This is a genomic window from Archangium gephyra, from assembly GCF_042230915.1.
GTDB lineage: Bacteria > Myxococcota > Myxococcia > Myxococcales > Myxococcaceae > Archangium > Archangium gephyra_B.
Genome location: NZ_CP102578.1, coordinates 184,831 through 200,615 on the forward strand (window position 1 = coordinate 184,831; position 15,785 = coordinate 200,615).

12 protein-coding genes are annotated in these 15,785 nt (G+C 69.1%); 7 read left to right on the forward strand and 5 right to left on the reverse strand.

Annotation, left to right across the window (positions count from 1 at the left end):
* The first annotated feature begins 114 nt into the window (after positions 1-114).
* The gene (locus tag NR798_RS00790; RefSeq protein WP_375769450.1) at positions 115-1,410 is read left to right on the forward strand and encodes an MFS transporter; all 1,296 of its coding nucleotides are present in this window, start codon (positions 115-117) and stop codon (positions 1,408-1,410) included.
* 184 nt (positions 1,411-1,594) lie between these two features.
* Positions 1,595-2,197, forward strand: a complete 603-nt coding sequence (locus NR798_RS00795) for a hypothetical protein (protein ID WP_375769451.1) — start codon at positions 1,595-1,597, stop codon at positions 2,195-2,197.
* A gap of 286 nt (positions 2,198-2,483) precedes the next feature.
* Here NR798_RS00795 and NR798_RS00800 read toward each other — a convergent pair whose 3' ends face one another.
* Both NR798_RS00800 and NR798_RS00805 read right to left on the reverse strand, forming a co-directional pair.
* Positions 2,484-2,660: a hypothetical protein gene (locus NR798_RS00800; protein WP_375769452.1), complete on the reverse strand. Its 177-nt coding sequence runs from the start codon at positions 2,658-2,660 to the stop codon at positions 2,484-2,486.
* A 324-nt stretch (positions 2,661-2,984) separates the two neighbouring features.
* Positions 2,985-3,923, reverse strand: coding sequence for a bestrophin family protein (locus NR798_RS00805; protein ID WP_375769453.1), 939 nt, complete (start codon positions 3,921-3,923; stop codon positions 2,985-2,987).
* A 116-nt stretch (positions 3,924-4,039) separates the two neighbouring features.
* Between NR798_RS00805 and NR798_RS00810 the strand changes: the two genes are divergently transcribed.
* Both NR798_RS00810 and NR798_RS00815 read left to right on the forward strand, forming a co-directional pair.
* On the forward strand, positions 4,040-4,693 hold the full coding sequence (locus tag NR798_RS00810; protein ID WP_375769454.1) for a carbonic anhydrase: 654 nt from the start codon (positions 4,040-4,042) through the stop codon (positions 4,691-4,693).
* Positions 4,694-4,809: 116 nt separating this feature from the next.
* Positions 4,810-8,112, forward strand: coding sequence for an amidohydrolase family protein (locus NR798_RS00815; protein ID WP_375769455.1), 3,303 nt, complete (start codon positions 4,810-4,812; stop codon positions 8,110-8,112).
* Positions 8,113-8,256: 144 nt separating this feature from the next.
* On the opposite strand, the gene NR798_RS00820 is transcribed toward NR798_RS00815, so the two are convergent.
* Entirely contained in the window at positions 8,257-9,576 is a 1,320-nt protein-coding gene (locus NR798_RS00820) for a hypothetical protein (protein WP_375769456.1), read from the reverse strand.
* Positions 9,577-9,826: 250 nt separating this feature from the next.
* Between NR798_RS00820 and NR798_RS00825 the strand changes: the two genes are divergently transcribed.
* Positions 9,827-11,194 (forward strand): hypothetical protein, encoded by a 1,368-nt coding sequence (locus tag NR798_RS00825; protein WP_375769457.1) that lies wholly within the window; start codon positions 9,827-9,829, stop codon positions 11,192-11,194.
* 99 nt (positions 11,195-11,293) lie between these two features.
* Positions 11,294-11,899 carry an RICIN domain-containing protein gene (locus tag NR798_RS00830; RefSeq protein WP_375769458.1) on the forward strand — a complete coding sequence of 202 codons (606 nt, stop codon included), beginning with the start codon at positions 11,294-11,296 and terminating at the stop codon, positions 11,897-11,899.
* Positions 11,900-12,055: 156 nt separating this feature from the next.
* On the opposite strand, the gene NR798_RS00835 is transcribed toward NR798_RS00830, so the two are convergent.
* Complete coding sequence (locus tag NR798_RS00835; RefSeq protein ID WP_375769459.1) at positions 12,056-12,316, reverse strand: hypothetical protein; 261 nt, start codon at positions 12,314-12,316, stop codon at positions 12,056-12,058.
* A gap of 246 nt (positions 12,317-12,562) precedes the next feature.
* Positions 12,563-13,075 (reverse strand): hypothetical protein, encoded by a 513-nt coding sequence (locus tag NR798_RS00840; protein WP_375769460.1) that lies wholly within the window; start codon positions 13,073-13,075, stop codon positions 12,563-12,565.
* Positions 13,076-13,362: 287 nt separating this feature from the next.
* Here NR798_RS00840 and NR798_RS00845 point away from each other — a divergent pair, with 287 nt between their 5' ends.
* On the forward strand, positions 13,363-15,753 hold the full coding sequence (locus tag NR798_RS00845; protein ID WP_375769461.1) for a tetratricopeptide repeat protein: 2,391 nt from the start codon (positions 13,363-13,365) through the stop codon (positions 15,751-15,753).
* Positions 15,754-15,785: the final 32 nt, after the last annotated feature.

Here is a 15,785-nt window from a genome sequence, read left to right on the forward strand (position 1 = left end):
ATGCGGTGCGGGGCGGAGGCCCCCGAGGACCCTACTTTTAACGGGAGGTGGGGGCGTTCGCAGGGACGCGGGGTGGGCGGAGCGGGCGAGCACCCCGCGTGAGGAGAAGCCGGAATGGCGGTGCGAGGAGAGCGGGAGGGAGGCTGGAGGTTCCTGCTGCGGGCGCTGGCGCACCGCAACTACCGGCTCTTCTTCATGGGGCAGAGCGTGTCGCTGGTGGGGACGTGGCTGACGCGGGTGGCGACGAGCTGGCTGGTGTACCGGCTGAGCGGCTCGGCATGGCTGCTGGGGCTGGTGATGTTCTGCGGGCAGATCCCCTCGCTGGTACTGGCGCCGGTGGCGGGGGTGCTGGTGGACCGGTGGAACCGGCACCGGCTGCTGGTGGTGACGCAGGTGCTGGCGATGCTGCAGTCGCTGGCGCTGGCGGTGCTGGCGCTGACGGGAGTCATCGCGGTCTGGCACGTGGGGGTGCTGAGCCTGGTGCAGGGGTTGATCAACGCCTTCGACGTGCCAGGGCGGCAGGCCTTCGTGGTGGAGATGGTGGAGGACCGGGCGGATCTGCCCAACGCCATCGCCCTCAACTCCTCCATGTTCAACGCGGCGCGGCTGTTGGGCCCGTCGGTGGCGGGAGGGCTGATTGCCTGGGTGGGGGAGGGGGGCTGCTTCCTGATCGACGGCTTGAGCTATCTGGCGGTGATCGCCTCGCTGCTGGCGATGAGGCTGACGAGGACTCCGAGGGTGGAGCCGCACGGGCGGGTGTTCGCGGAGCTGAAGGCGGGCTTCGGGTACGCGTACGGCTTTGCGCCCATCCGGGCGCTGCTGGGGATGCTGGCGGTGATGAGCGTGATGGGGATGAGCTACACGGTGCTGATGCCGCTGATGGCGACGGAGGTGTTGAAGGGGGGCCCGTCGACGCTGGGCTTCCTGATGGCGGCGGCGGGGATGGGGGCACTGGGAGGGGCGGGGTACCTGGCGTCGAGGCGGTCGGTGAGAGGGTTTGGGAAGACGATCGTCCGGACGGGGGCGCTGTTCGGGGCGGGGCTGGTGGCGTTCGCGCTCTCGAGGAACGTGGTGGTGTCGCTGCTGCTGCTGGTGGTGGTGGGGTACGGGATGATGGTGATGATGGCGGCGAGCAACACGTTGCTGCAGACGATCGTCGAGGAGCGGATGAGGGGGAGGGTGATGAGCTTCTACGCGATGGCGCTGATAGGGACATCGCCCTTCGGGAGCCTGTTGGCGGGAGGGCTGGCGGCGCGGATTGGAGCCCCGGCGACGATTGGGCTGGGAGGGGTGGTGTGCCTGGGAGTGGCGGGGTGGTTCGCGGTGAAGCTGCCGGCGCTGAGGGAGCAGGTGCGGCCCATCTACGAGCGGCTGGGCATCATCCCGGAGCTGGGCCCGGCGAAGGACTGAACTGGGGACGCGGGCGTGCGGCGGAGGAGTTCATGCTACCGTCCGTTTCATGTGCCGAAACACACTGCTTCGGCGGTACCTTCTGAGCGCGCTTCTGGCTGTCCTGGGCTGCGCCGCACCCGCCCCCATTCCGGGCGTCGTGAGGCCGGGGACTGGAGAAGGCCCATTGGAAAGCCTTCCTCCGATGATGGACTTCGGACCATTCGACGACTACTCGGATGCGCTGACCGAAGCCTGCTCGCTGATTCTCTCGAAACCCAATGCCAGCGTCGGGCACATCAAGGACCCGGAGCTGGCGCTGCGCGTCTCCACTGAGTACTGCGCCTGGCTGTACTACACCCCGGAAGACAAGTACCAGATGAGCATGCTGACGGATCAGTCAGAGGCGGATGATCTCCAAAGGAGGAGGAGGACCTGCAAGCTCCCTCCGTTCGTGGATGATCCGCGGTACCAGTCTTGGGACCTCAAGTACATCTTCGCCCTACATAATCATCCGTTTGGAGGTCCCCTTTCCCGCGGTGACATGCTCGAGATCATCTCGTTCGCGAAGCTGCACGAGTGGGTTGTCGACACGAAGGATGGAAGGATTCCAATCGCCATCATCGCGTTCTTCTCGAGGACGGATCGGGCGAAACCCGCATGCGATGGTTTCTATCAGTACACACCGCAGACTCGGGAATTGCACCAGTTCAGCAAGACGGAAGCGGGATGGCTCCGGGAGGAGCTCGGTAAGGTGACCTGGATTGACTCAAATACATACCGCCTCAATGGGGTGGACCATCGTTAGGTGTGGGGTCGCTGGGATGGTGAGGAGATTGAGGATTTCCATGCGAATGAAAACCATACCCCTCGCGCTGGCCCTCGTCCTTCATGGATGTTGGCGGAGCCCGTTCCCACCTCCATCCCCGCCTCCGCAGGAGGATGATCAAACGGTTCGGCTGCCCCGATTCTACGACCGTCCTACGATCTTGGTAGGTGGGCAGGGCAAATACTATTACGAGTTGGATGGCGAGATGCTTCGAGCGGTGGCGATCGCCGCCAGTGATTTCCTGCCACCTCACTCCGAAAGGCTCTCATGCGGCAACAGGCTTGAGGCTCAGCGCTATCTTGTCAGCCGTGAGGGAAACATCATCTTCGTCTACATCTACCAAGACGAAGACTATTGCGGCCGGCATCTGGCGCTGGATTCGGGCGTGAAGTACGCCATCAGCGCTGACGGACGTATCCTCCGGCGCGTCTTCGATGGTCACCCGGAGGAGCCTTTCGAAGGACTGAACCCGGATGGCGGGCCCCGAGGGGTCCCCGCGAAACCGGGTGTCGTCCCTGGTTTCGAGCCCATCGAGCGAGCCAAACCCTCGCCCTCCGCGTCTCAGGAGCCGCAAGACGGTGGCTCCACGGCTTCGTCTTCGCAGCCCGTAGAAGGACGAGACGGGGGCACACCACTGGAGGTTCAGGACGGGGGGCCGGGTTCGCCAACTCCGGTGCCACCGCCCACCCCCGCTTCCGTACCAGATGGTGGCGCTCCATCGGATGGTGGCGCTCCCGGAGCGCCGTAGGCCGGACAGCGCGGCCCCTCATCCATCCGTGTGCCCCGGCTGCGAGAACCCGTGCTCCGGGCTCCAGGGCCGTGACACGGGGACGGCCTCCTCGGCCTCGAGCAGCGCGAGCAGGTTGCCCTGGATGGTGTCGCAGATGGGGCCCAGGGGCAGGTGGCTGAGGTTGCTGGGGGAGAAGGGGTTCTCCAGCTCGACGGCGATCTGATCGATGGCCAGCAGCGGGTAGGCGACGAGCATCGTCACCAGGCCGGGCAACCACCACGTCCCCACGACGGCGATGGGCAGGGCCAGCAGGTAGAGGACGATGAAGCGCCGCAGCTTGGAGGTGTGGACCTGGGGCAGGGGCGTCTTGAGGATGCGCTCGCACCCGCCCACGTGGTCGATGAGCTGGGCGCGCTCGCGGTCCACGGCGAGGAAGGCGACGCGGTCCATGCCTCCGTGCTCGACGGCCTCGCGCAGCAGGCCGGCGAGCACCTGGGCGACGAAGGAGGGCATGTGCTGGGCCCGGGCGATGCGCTCCACCGCGTCCGCGTCGCGCAGCAGGGGGAGCAGCTCGGGCAGCTCCCGCTCGCCGCGCAGGCTGCGCCGGGCCACGTGGCAGAAGGCGGCCGTCCAGCGCACGAAGCGCTCGCGCCACTCGGTGTCTTCCGGGCCGTAGCTCATCCCCGCGATGGCGAGGTTGCGCGACTGGTTGACGATGCCGCCCCACAACTTCCGCGCCTCCCACCAGCGCTCGTAGCCGCTGTTGGTGCGCAGCACGAGCAGCAGCGCGAGGAACGCCGCGGTGAACTGCACCGGTCCGCTGCCCAGGGCCTGCCAGTCGAGCACCTCGTGCACCAGCCCGACGAGCAGCCCGTAGAGCCCGAAGAGGAGCACCCACGGCATCACCAGCGGCGTCACCGGGCCATGCCAGGCGAGCGCGTCCCGCCAGAAGCACTTCGCCCAGTGTCTCCGCATACCCAGAGAGGTAGGTCCCCCTCCGGGCCGCGACAAGGACGGTGACGGAAGCGTGAGGGGCCGCCCGGTGCGGATTCCGTTGGACGGCATCACTCCTGGAGGAGAGGCTTCCGGACATGACGATCAAAGCCCTTCCCCCTGCTCCCCTGCCCGCCGTTCAGGCGCTCTATCGTCTGCGAGAGGGCAACCGCCGCTTCAGCCAGAACCTGCGCAGCCTGGACACGACGATGGGGCAGGCGGCGCGGGCCTCGCTGGCGGCCTCGCAGCATCCGTTCGCCGTCATCCTCTCGTGCTCGGACTCGCGGGTGCCCTCGGAGTTCGTCTTCGATCAGGGTCTGGGGGACCTCTTCGTCATCCGGGTGGCGGGCAACGTGGTGGCGCCTTCGCTGGTGGGGAGCGTGGAGTTCGCGGCGGCCGCCTTCGGGACGCGCCTGGTGGTGGTGATGGGCCACTCGCGCTGCGGTGCCATCAAGGCCACGCTGGACTTCATCCAGCACAGCGTGGACGCGCCGTCGGAGAACATCCACGACATCGTGGACCGGTGCCGGCCCGCGGTGGAGAGCGTGGTGCACGCGGCCGGTCCCAACGTGGATCGCGAGCGCCTGGTGCACGAGGCCGTGCGCGCCAACGTCCGGCAGTCCTGCGCCCACCTGCGCCACGGCAGTCGGCTGCTCGAGCGGTTCATCCTGGAGGAGGGGCTGCTGGTCGTCGGCGCCGACTACTCGCTGGACACCGGCGAGGTCGACTTCTTCGACGGCCTCGTGCGTTAGGCCCGGGGCACCCGTACCGCGCGTGGAAACATGCCCGCCCGGCTGCTTCCACGCACTTCACAGGCGTCCTCGCCGGGGTAGGCTGCGCACCCCATTCCGCCAGACGAGGAACCTCGGTGAATCGATTGAGCCTCCGTTGCCTCGCGCTCGTGCTGACGAGCGCGCTGCCCCTGTCCGCCCGCGCTCAGGCGCCGGCCCCCACCCCCGCCATGCCGCAGCCGCCGGCGAAGGACGCGGGCAAGCCCGAGGAGAAGTGGGACGTGAACGCGCCCGGCTTCCCGGCCACCCAGGTGGAGCTCGACGTCACCGAGGGCACGTGGATGAGCCTGGACGTGAGCCCCAAGGGCGATGAGCTCGTCTTCGACTTGCTGGGTGACCTCTACACGCTGCCCATCGGCGGCGGCGAGGCGAAGGCGCTCACCCGCGGCGTCGCCTGGGACATGCAGCCGCGCTACAGCCCGGATGGGAAGTCCATCGCCTTCACGAGTGACCGGGGCGGCGGGGACAACATCTGGGTGATGAAGCGCGAGGGCGGCGAGCCCACCGCGGTGACGCAGGAGAAGTTCCGCCTGCTCAACAGCCCCGCCTGGTCGCCGGATGGGCAGTACCTCGTGGCGCGCAAGCACTTCACCTCGCGGCGCTCGCTGGGCGCGGGTGAAATCTGGATGTACCACCGCTCGGGTGGTGACGGCGTGCAGCTCACCGAGCGTCCCAACGATCAGAAGGACGTGGGCGAGCCCGCGTTCTCCCCGGACGGCCGGTACGTCTACTACAGCCAGGACATCACGCCGGGGAAGACGTTCGAGTACAACAAGGACCCGAACGGCGAAATCTATGTCATCCAGCGGCTGGATCTGGACACGCGGGAGACGGAGCGCTTCGTGACGGGCCCGGGCGGCTCCATCCGCCCCACGCCGTCGCCGGACGGCAAGTCACTGGCCTTCATCCGCCGGGTGCGCGGCAAGAGCACGCTGTACGTGTCGGAGCTGGCGAGCGGCGCCGAGCGGCCCATTTTCGACGGGCTCGAGCGGGACATGCAGGAGACGTGGGCCATCCACGGCGTGTACCCGGTGATGGCGTGGACGCCGGACAACAAGTCGCTGGTGTTCTGGGCGGGCGGCAAGCTGCAGCGCATTGAGGTGGCGACGAAGAAGGTGACGCCGATTCCCTTCCGCGTGCGCGGCACCCGGACGATTCACGAGGCGGTGCGCTTCCCGCAGGCGGTGGCGCCCGAGAAGTTCCACGTGAAGATGCTGCGCTGGGTGCAGGTGTCTCCGAAGGGGGACAAGGTCGTGTACCAGGCGCTGGGGCACCTGTACGTGAAGGACCTGCCCAACGGCACGCCGAAGCGGCTGACGAAGCAGACGGAGCACACGGAGCTGTACCCGGCGTTCTCGCGGGACGGCAAGAGCATCGTCTACACGACGTGGGACGACGAGAAGCTGGGCACGGTGCGGGTGGTGCCGGTGACGGGCGGCGAGGGCAAGGTGGTGAGCACGAAGCCGGGCCACTACATCGAGCCGGCGCTGTCGCCGGACGGGCGCTTCATCGTGTACCGGGCCATCGGCGGGGGCTACCTGCGCACGGGGCTCTACAGCAAGGAGCAGGGGCTGTTCGTGATGCCGGCGGCGGGAGGCGCGGCGCGGCGGCTGGTGAAGGACGGCGAGCAGCCGCACTTCGGGGCGAGCGCGGAGCGGGTGTTCTTCCTGACGGTGGAGCAGCGGGAGAAGGACGACGAGCGGGCGCTCAAGAGCATCCGGCTGGACGGGAGCGAGCCGCGCACGCACGTGACGAGCGACGAGGCGACGGAGTACCGGGTGTCGCCGGACGAGCAGTGGCTGGCGTTCCGGGAGAACTTCCAGGCGTTCATCATGCCGCTGCCGCGCGGGGCGAAGGGAGCGGTGGCGAGCCCCGAGGGCAAGGCGCTGCCGCTGGCGAAGGTGTCGCGAGACGCAGGCGAGTGGCTGCACTGGTCTGGAGACGGCAAGCGGCTGCACTGGGCGCTGGGGCCGGAGCTGTACACGCGCGAGCTGAAGGACAGCTTCCGCTTCCAGGAGGGGGCGCCGGAGAAGCTGCCGGAGGTGGCGGAGAAGGGGCAGGACATCGGCTTCCAGGCGAAGACGGACGTGCCGGAGGGGACGGTGGCGCTGGTGGGCGGCCGCGTCATCACCATGAAGGGGGACGAGGTCCTCGAGAATGGCGTGGTGGTGGTGAAGGGCAACCGCATCGTGGCGGTGGGCCCCAAGGGGAAGGTGGCGGTGCCCGCGGGGGCCAGGGTGGTGGACGTGACGGGCAAGACGCTGATGCCCGGCATCGTGGACGTGCACTGGCACGGGGCCATGGGCGACGAGGGCGTGCTGCCGGAGCAGAACTGGAAGCTGCTGTCCTCGCTGGCCTTCGGCGTGACGACGGTGCACGACCCGTCGAACGACACGGGCTCCATCTTCGCCACGAGCGAGCTGGTGAAGTCCGGGGCCATGGTGGGGCCGCGCGTGTACTCGACGGGCACCATCCTGTACGGCGCGGCGGGGGCGTACCGCGCGCCCATCGACTCGCTGGAGGACGCGCGCTCGCACCTGCGGCGGATGAAGGCGGTGGGAGCCTTCAGCGTGAAGAGCTACAACCAGCCGAGGCGCGACCAGCGGCAGAAGGTGCTCCAGGCGGCGCGCGAGCTGGAGATGATGGTGGTGCCGGAGGGTGGCTCGCTCTACCAGCACAACATGACGATGGTGGTGGACGGGCACACGGGCATCGAGCACTCGATTCCGGTGTCGCGGGCGTACGCGGACGTGCACCAGCTGTGGAGCCGCAGCGGCACGGGCTACACGCCGACGCTGATTGTCGCGTACGGCGGCGTGTGGGGTGAGAACTATTGGTACCAGAAGACGAACGTGTGGGACGACAAGCGTCTGCTCGCGTTCGCGCCGAGGCGGGTGGTGGACGCGCGCAGCCGCCGGCCGGTGATGGCGCCGGAGGACGAGTTCAATCACATCCAGATCGCCCGGGTGACGAAGGAGCTGAACGACAAGGGTGTGAGCGTGCAGCTGGGCGCGCACGGCCAGCGTGAGGGCCTGGGCGCGCACTGGGAGCTATGGATGTTCGGGCAGGGCGGGATGAAGCCCATGCAGGCGCTGAAGGCGGCGACGCTGTCGGGGGCGCACTACCTGGGGCTGGACGGGGACATCGGCTCGCTGGAGGAGGGCAAGCTGGCGGACCTGCTGGTGCTGGAGAAGAACCCGCTGGAGGATCTGAGGAACAGCTCCTCCATCCAGTACACGATGGTGGGCGGGAGGCTGTACGAGGCGCAGACGCTGAACGAGGTGGGCGGGGCGTCGCGCAAGCGGGAGCCGCTCTTCTTCGAGCGGGAGGGCCAGGAGGCGTGGGGCCCGACGACGACGGTGAGCACGCACGAGGACTGAGCGAACATCCCCTCTCCCTTCGGGAGAGGGTCGGGGTGAGGGTGCCAGGACCTCGGGTTGAGCCCGTGTCTGCTCCCTCTCCCTCTGGGAGAGGGCTGGGGTGAGGGTCAGCTGTCAGAGGACCCCACCCGAGCCCCCCATCCGTCACCGTGCCCCAGGCGCCCCAGCCGTCTCCTCCACGGAGGGCGAGTGCGAGATGCGGATGGCGGGGTCATCGACGAGCGAGCCGTTCTTCTTCACGCGCGAGCCGAGGATGACCTGGAAGGGAGGCTCATCGACGACGGGCGCGGCGCCGTAGACGACGAAGTGCGTCTCATCCGTGAAGGCGACATCGGACTGGCCCTCGCGGATGAACTCACCGTTGGAGAGCGGGAAGCCGTCCGGGGCGGCGAGGGTGCCATCGGAGCGCACGAAGTTGCCCCGCACGGAGAGGCGCTCCGGGCTGAAGCGGGTCCACGAGGCGAGCACGCGCGAGCCATCGTAGGCGAGGGCGGGAAGGAACTCCGTCTCCGGGCCGGTGGTGATGGGGAAGCCATCGGCATCGGGCACGGAGCCATTGGACTTCACGAGCGTCGCGAAGATGTCCGGGTTGCCCAGGCGCGTGTCCGTCCAGGCGACGAGGAAGCCGTGCTTCGTGGTGACCACGTCCGGATTGGTCTGCCGGCCGGGCGAGTCCGAGAGCGGGATGCCGGCCGGGTCGAGCACGGTGCCATTGGCCTTCACGCGCGCGGCGATGACCTTGGGCGAGCCGGTGCGCTCATCGCTCCAGACGACGAGGAAGCGGTCATGGCCCCAGGCCGCGGAGATGCCGAACGCGGCGAGGGACGGAGCGGGAGAGGAGATGACGAGCTCCCGCGTGCCGAGGCCGCTGTCATCGGTCTCCACGATGACGCCGCGGACGCTGCGGGGGTCGTCGAAGTCGATCCACGCCACCAGACACTTGCGCCAGCCGCACGCGATGGTGGGGGCGGGGGCGGGGCTGGTGAAGGTGTCGACGATCGGCAGCACGGGAGGCTCGACGGTGCCGTCGCGATTCACGCGGACGAGGTTCAGCGTGAACTCCGATTGCCAGACGACGAGGAATTGCTTGCCGTCATAGGCGACGGCGGGGTCCCCATCCTTGAGGGCGGGCTCCAGGTTGAGCCGGATGCCGTCGGGGTCGAGCAGCCTGCCATGCTTGGACACGCGCGCGGCGTAGAGCTCGCCGGGCCGGCCGCTGTCACGCCAGACGGTGAGGAATTGCTGTCCATCCGTGGCCAGCGCGGGGACGGCGGCGAAGGTGGGCGTGGACCACGTGGGAAAGGGCCCCTGCCCGCCGCCGCTGTCGCGCATCGCGAAGACGGCGTCCTCCTCGCGTGGTTCCGCTTCCGGAGGCTCGGCGGTGACGCCGCACGCGGCGAGCACGAGTGCTCCCAACACCAACACCTTCCGGCCCCAGCGCGGAGCCTGCATCTCGGACCTCATGGACAACCCCCTCCTGTGAACGGCGGGGGCAAGGTCCGTCTCCCGCGCGGGCGGAACAACATCCCCCCGGTGAGGCGCGAGCGCCGGGTGGAGGACGGCGCCAGTCCCTCGGGTGCACCCCACGCTCGCCTGCCTGGCGGGGGCTCCAGCGCGCGGGGCATGTCTCCACCCCGTCAGACGATGGCGGCCGGCGCGCGCATGCACAAGCTCGCGGGGCCCGCGGGCGGCGGGCCTGCAAGGAGGGGGTGGCGTGAGACGCGGCTGGGGATTCGGGGTCGCCGTGTGTCTGGGATTGGGCTGCGGAGCGGGGGTGGAGTCACCGGAGTCCCCGCCGCCACGGGCCGTCCTGGAGCGGGAGATGAAGGTGGAGCGCGGCGCCACGCGTCAGGTGCGCCCGGTGGAGGGCTCGGTCTTCGGGTGGACGGTGAGCGTGGACCGGACGGGCAACGCCTTCGTCTCGCTCGCGTACGAGCGCGGCGGCGTGGACCTGGGAGGCGGCGCGCTGCCGGGGGACGCGGGGCTGGCGCTGGCGAAGTACGCCCCGGACGGCACGCACCTGTGGTCCCTGGGCTTCGCCACCTACAACGGCGCGAGTCCCCGGGTGTCCGCGATGGTGACGGATGGAGCGGGCAACCTCTACGTCGCCGGGGAGCACCGCGAGCCCACGCTGAGCCTCGGGGGCGCGCCGCTGCCCGCGGGGCCCTTCCTGGCGAAGTACGCGCCGGACGGCACGCACCTGTGGTCCCGTCCCGCGGCGCTGCCGGGCGTGGGGCTCCTGCCGCCGCAGGCGCTGGCGGTGGACGAGGCACGGGGCCAGCTCGTGGTGGCGGTGAACTTCGTGGACAAGGGCTGGCCGCTCGGCGCGGCGCTGGTGGGGCGGGTGCGCGCGGCGGACGGGGCGGTGCTCGCCTCGAGCCCGGTGGTGCGGCGGGGGCGGCTGGCGGTGACGTCGTTGGCGCTGGAGCCCTCCGGCCACATCACGGTGGCGGGCTTCTTCGAGGGCGAGGTGGACCTGGGAGGAAGCCCCTTCGCGACGGCGCACCCGCGCAGCCCCTTCGTCGCGCGCTTCACGCCGGACATGCGTCACGTGTGGTCGCGAGGCCTCTCGGGAGCGGAGGGCACGGCCACGGGGGTGGCGGTGGAGCCAGGGCGCATCCTCGTGGTGGGCGAGTACACGGGGAGCATCCCCTTCCGGGGCCGGCCGCAGGTGTCGGAGGGGAAGGACGGCTTCGTGGCCGTGTACGGCCCGACGGGCGGAGAGCTGTGGATGCGCCACTTCGGGGAGAGCGTGACGGGGGTGGCGGTGGACGAGGAGAACCGGGTGGTGGTGACGGGCCAGTACCGCCCGGGGGAGAGCGTGGGAGGGCCGGTGCTGCCGTGGCGCGCGGGAGGCACGGCGGACAACCACCTCTTCGTGGTGAAGCTCTACCGGGGCTCGGGGGGGCACGAGTGGTCGCGAGGGCTCGTGTCCGAAGGCGTGCTGCGGGCGGGGACGGTGGCGGTGACGCGCAGGGGCGAGGCCGTGCTGCTCCCGCGAGTCGAGGGCGCGGCGGACGTCGGCAAGGGGCCGGTGATAACGCCCCCGGACTCCGCCCTCTTCCTGCGCTTCGTCCGGTAGCCCCGCTCCCCTCCACGTCACAGCCGTCCATCATCGACTCCTTCTGGGTGCTGAAGGCCGGCTTCCTCGGCCACCCACCCTTGAAGGAGTCGACAGTACATGGCCCACCACTTCCCACTCCGTCTGCTTGCCGCCACCGTCGTGAGCGCGGCCGCGCTGGTCCTCGCGGCTCCCGCGAACGCCGCCGACAGGTCCCGCCTGGAGCTCGTCAACAGCTTCAGCGGCTTGCGCGCCGACGTCATGTGGGGCTCGACCAATGACTTCCAAGGCGTCTTCCTCTGGCCGGACAACACCTCCGCCTCCCAGGAGTTCGATCTGCTCGACAGCGGGAACGGCTATTTCCGCATCAGGGCCCGCCACTCGGGCAAGTGCTTGATGCTGGATTGGCGGTCCGGGAACTCCGGTAACGGCACCCGCGTCATCCAATACCCCTTTTGCGGCACCGGCTACGCGCCCGCCGAGTGGCGGCTCAGGACCCTGTCCGGCACGCGCTGCTCCGGGAACATCTGCACCACCGGGATCGATCAGACGGTGCTGGTCAACCGCGCGACGGGCCGGTGCCTGGATGCCGACAACGGGAAAGGCGGCCGGCCTCCGAGCCAGGCTGTCCTGCAGCAGTGGGACTGCGTGACCTCTACGGATGCGTGGAACATCGGCAACCAGGCCTGGGACCTCCTCCCGCCTGGCTCCCACCGCATCGACTGAGCGGGATCCGGCGCGCACTCCGTGTCAGGGAGTGCGCGCATCCGCTTCCGCGGCGGCCTTGAGCCGCGCCAGCGAATCCGCGGGCCCCTCGACGAGCCGCTTGCCGAGCAGCCTCTTCACCACGGAGCCCCTCCACCCGGGAAGGAACGAGAAGGTTCATCCAAAGGAGGTGCGGCAGCGAGCCGCGCCCAGCGGGATGACGCGGATGACTTCTTCGAGACGGAGTCCCAGCGGCAGCCGGATGTCGAACCCGATCTGCAGGTGCTCCGCATCCACCGAGGTGACGTCGAGGGTGATGCGGAGGAAGCCCGGCGCTCCTTTGGGGCGCGCGATGATCCGGTCTCCAGGGACGAGCGGGTGAGCCGGCACCGCCACCGACTTCGCGTCCCACCAGCGATCCAGCCCTTGGGGCTCCACGAGCAGTCTCCAAACGGAGGCCGCCGGGGCGTTGACCACATCGGTGGGACAGGCACAGAAAGACATACGACAGGGGTAATGCGGGGGCCTGCGGGGGACAAGCCAAAGCTCCCGGAGAGGGGGAGCCTGGAGAAGGGGAGCGGCCTGGCGTACCCCTGGAGGCCGGCGGAATTCCTCGTCAGCCGGCAATCGCTGGCTGGGACGCACGGCCCCCGTGGGTGTGGACGCCGGGGTCGCGCAGCGAGGTCAGGGAGCACACAAATGCCCTGGGGGCCGCGTTCGGCGTTCGGCGGCTTCGACGGCTTTTGCTTCTGGCGATGCCCAGATGTTACAGAAATCGAACTTGTCGTGCTCGAATTGGTCCGCGTACCTCAAGGATTTTTCGATATCTATTTCTGGAAGTTCCTTTTTCAAGAGGAGCAGCATTGCGTGCGGTTCCATTGAAAAATAGGGGATGGAGAAAGACCGGAATTGATTTTGTATTACCCAAAAATACCTGGTTTTGTTGTCAACGGCGCCAGCAGCATGGAGTCGCCAAAGGAATACCTTGTTCAGCTTGGCCAGTTCGACGCCGTCTTTGTCTCCGTTGGGTTGGTGAAGGAATAGAGATTTTTCCTTCTCGAGATATTCAACGCGGTACCCAGAGAACTCAGACTTTTTCTCGGCGAGGAATTGGTCGTGTTTACGCTCTGAAGATAAACGACAGGAGCCCCAGAGCGCCAAGCCTGCGAGGGCGGTGAGTAGGAGTTTCTTGACCATGCTGGGTGTCTCGTGGGTATCTGGCGGCTACGTACCTGAGGGGGACCTATACACCGGGCGAGCCGATATGCGCTAGAACTCGGGCCTGGTGGCCACGGCGAGTGAATCGCCTTGCCCATACCGGGGGACAGGGCATGTCAGAGGCGCGAGAAACCGTGGCACGGCTGGGTTTGGGGCTCTGTGTCTTCATCGGCTTGCTGGGGGGCCGTGCCATGGGAGGCGAGGCCTCCTCGTCACCCCCGGCCACACCGGGTCCATCGGTGGCGCGCCTCCGGCAGGAGTGCCTGATGGGCAGCAACGTGGCGTCCTGCCACTCCCTGGGCGTGCACTATGCGGAGGGGAACGGAGTCCCCAAGGACGAGAGCTACGCCGCCGCGATGTATGAGAAGGCCTGCGAGGGCGGTGTGGCCCGGGGTTGCGGTGCCCTCGGCATGCTCTACGTGGATGGGAAGGGAGTCCCCGGGGACGCGATTCGTGCCGTCGAGCTGTTCGAGCAGGCGTGCAAGGGCGGAGAGGCCCAGAGCTGCTTCAACCTCGGCGGGCACTACATGATGGGCCTCGGAGTCCCCGAGGACGTGAGCCGTGCCGCCGTGCTGTTCCAGAAGGCCTGTGAGGGTGGAGTGGCAAAGGCTTGCTACAACCTCGGCCTGTTCCACAAGCAGGGCCGCGGGGTTCCCAAGGACGAGCGCCGCGCCGCCATGTTGTATGAGCAGGCCTGCGAGGCCGGAATCACCAGGAGCTGTGGTTTCCTCGGCATGCTCCTCGATGAGGGCCGCGGAGTCCCCCAGGACGAGCGCCGCGCCGCGGTGCTGTTGGAGAAGGCGTGCGAGGGTGGGGCGGCCGATGCTTGCCGTGCCCTCGGCGTGCGCTACGAGGAGGGTGGCGGAGTCCCCCAGGACGAGCGCCGCGCCGCCGCGTTGTATGAGCAGGCCTGCGAGGGCGGGGAGCTCCTGGGGTGCGAGCTGCTCGGCATGCTCCTCGAGCAAGGCCGCGGAGTCTCCAAGGACGAGCGCCGCGCCGCCGTGCTGTTCGAGAAGGCCTGCTCGAGCGGACTGTTCCGGAGTTGTGTCTTCATCGGCGCGCACTACGAGGGGGGCCGCGGAGTCTCCAAGAACGAGCGCCGCGCCGCCGCGCTGTACGTGAAGGCCTGCTCGGGCGGTATGGCCCAGGGGTGCCGTGCCCTCGGCGTGCTCCACGAGAAGGGCCGGGGAGTCCGGAAGGACGAGCGCCGTGCCGCCGCGTTGACCGCACTGGCCGGGCTGGCGGAGCAGTCCTGCACGCGCGGAGAGAGCCCGGGTTGCCGCGACCGCGAGGACGAGAGTCGCGCCGCGTCATTCGAGCGGGCCTGCGAGAGCGGGGTGGCCCAGGGGTGCCATGCCCTTGGGTTCCTCTACAATGAGGGCCTGGGCGTCCCCGCGGACGATGCCCGCGCCGCCGGACTGCACGAGAAGGCCTGTGCGGCTGGCCTGGTCTCGGGTTGCTACTTTCTCGGCGAGCACTACGCCGTGGGCATCGGAGTCCCCCAGGACAAGCGCCGCGCCGCCGAGCTGCTCACCACGGCCTGTGAGGGTGGAATGCCGATGGGGTGCGAGCTCCTCGGCATGTTCTACGAGAAGGGCGAGGGGGTCCGGAAGGACGAGCGCCGCGCCGCCTCGTTCCATGCTCAGGCCTGTGAGGGCGGAGGGAGTGGGGGGTGCTACAGCCTGGGCCGGCTCCACGTACGGGGCAGTGGTGTCCGCAAGGACGAGGGCCGCGCGGCCGGGCTGTATGCGCAGGCCTGCGAGGGCGGAGCGGCCAAGGGGTGCGTTGCCCTGGCCGTGCTTCACGAGAAGGGCAGCGGCGTCCGCAAGGATGAGGGCCGCGCCGCCGAGTGGTTCCAGAAGGCCTGCGAGGGCGAAGAGCTCGAGGGGTGCCACGGCCTGGGCCAGCTCTACGCACGGGGCGGTGGAGTCCCCAAGGACGAGGGCCGCGCCGCCGAGCTGTTCAAGAAGGTCTGCGAGGGCGGAGCGCTCGAGGGGTGCTACAGCCTCGGCCGGCTGTACGAGACGGGGAACGAGGCCTTCCCCGCGGACGTGCGCCGCGCCGCCGCGCTCTACAAGAAGGCCTGCGAGGGCGGGGCGGCCCTGGGCTGCCATGGCCTGGGCGAGCTCCATGCCCAGGGGCTCGGAGTTCGCAGGGACGAGGCCCGCGCCGCCGGGCTGTATGAGCAGGCCTGCGAGGGCGGAGCGGCCGAGGGGTGCGTTGCCCTCGGCGTCCAGTACGCACGGGGCCTCGGAGTCCACCAGGACGAGCGCCAGGCCGTCGAGCTGTTCCAGAAGGCTTGCGAGGGCGGAGGGGCTCGGGGATGCCTCGAGCTCGGCGTGCATCACGAGGAGGGCCGAGGGGTCCGCAAGGACGAGCGCCGCGCCGCCGCGCTGTACAAGAAGGCCTGTGAGGGCGGAGTGCCCCAGGGTTGTCTCAACCTGGGGATGGGCTACGAGAAGGGCCGGGGAGTCCCCAAGGACGAGCGCCGTGCCGCCGCGCTGTATGAGCAGCTCTGCGAGGCCCGGGAGGCCCTGGGGTGCCGGGCTCTCGGTGTGCTCTATGAGACGGGCCGGGGAGTCCCCAAGGACGAGCGCCGCGCCGCCGCGCTGTTCAAGAAGGCCTGCCTGGCCGACACGAACTGTACCCAGCTGTGAGTGAAGCCCTGCTGGCGGGGGCGGCCCGTCTT